The organism is Streptomyces sp. NPDC049577 (assembly GCF_040675635.1).
Classification (GTDB): domain Bacteria; phylum Actinomycetota; class Actinomycetes; order Streptomycetales; family Streptomycetaceae; genus Streptomyces.
The window spans coordinates 1-1,186 of sequence record NZ_JBFAPH010000652.1; the positions used below are offsets into that span (position 1 = coordinate 1).

Below are 1,186 nucleotides of genomic sequence, written 5' to 3' on the forward strand. Positions count from 1 at the left end.
GCACGCGCGGCGGACCGCCGGCGGGCGGGGCGCCGGACGGCAGGACGGCGCAGAGTGCGGCGAGGGCCAGTGCGGACAGTCTCATGGCAACCGGTCAACGAGCGGACGGCCCGGCGGTTGCCGTCCGGCCGCTCTTCCGCCCGTCCCCGGGGCGGCCATCGCCAGCCTTCTGAGCTGCTAATATTGCTGACGCGCCGCTAGCTCAGTTGGTTAGAGCAGCTGACTCTTAATCAGCGGGTCCGGGGTTCGAGTCCCTGGTGGCGCACCAGCACGTGAGGCCCACCCCCGGCGGGGTGGGCCTCACGGCGTTCGGCCAGTGTGCGGGTGGCGGACGCTCGGTCTAGCGCCGCAGATAGCAGCGCGTCGTGGTGCCGCCGGGCCCGGTGTGGGTGCGGACGAGGTCGCTGAGGCAGTGCACCAGCAGCAGCCCCCGGCCGCCGGGCCGGTCGGGCGGGGGCGGACGGCGGCCCGCCAGCGGATCGCCCAGATGCCCCCGGTCCTCGACCTCCCACACCAGATGTTCCTCCTCGGCCCACACCCGCGCCGTCCCGGTTCCCCCGCCGTGCACCACGCTGTTGGTGGTCAGCTCCGCCACGGCCAGGGCGAGGTCCTCCCGGCGGTCCGGGGACAGGCCCAGCGCGACGGCCCGGTCGGTGACGAAGTGCCGGACGTCCGGCAGCAGCGCCCGGTCGAAGTCGAAGCGCACCACGGGCACCCCGGGCGGCGGCAGCGGCCGGTTGTAACCGGCGATGATCTCGTCCGGGGCGTACCAGCGGCTCGACCGCTCCCCGGCGTCGTCGATGACGACGGGGTGCGTGGCGTACGCGTCCGCCAGCGCCTGGGGTGCGAGCCTGGTGGCGTCGTACGGGCACAGGATGGTGACCCGCCGTCCGGCGAACGCGTGGTTGATCAGGGCCTCGTGCTGCACGCAGGCGGGGTACTCGGCGGACGAACGGCCGGCCCAGACCGGTTCCCCGATGATCCGCACCCGCTTCTCCGGGTGGGCGTCGGCGAAGGCGCGCAGCACGCGGGGGATGATCCGCCCGGGGTTGCGGCCGGCCTCCTCCATGTCGATGAAGCGCACCGCCCGGCCATCCTCGGCCAGTTCCCCCCGCAGCAGCTTCAGATTGTCCCCGGGGACGGCCACTGCCACCGGTTCCCCCGCCGCGAGCCCCGCGCGGACGAA

The 1,186-nt window shown here is 74.3% G+C and carries 1 protein-coding gene and 1 tRNA gene; one reads left to right on the forward strand and one right to left on the reverse strand.

Going from position 1 to position 1,186, the window contains the following annotated elements; genetic code table 11:
- Positions 1-191: 191 nt before the first annotated feature.
- Positions 192-268 (forward strand) — tRNA-Lys (locus AB0K09_RS33615).
- 72 nt (positions 269-340) lie between these two features.
- Here AB0K09_RS33615 and AB0K09_RS33620 read toward each other — a convergent pair.
- Positions 341-1,186: sensor histidine kinase (locus AB0K09_RS33620; RefSeq protein ID WP_366069173.1), on the reverse strand; the 846-nt coding region annotated here is incomplete at its 5' end.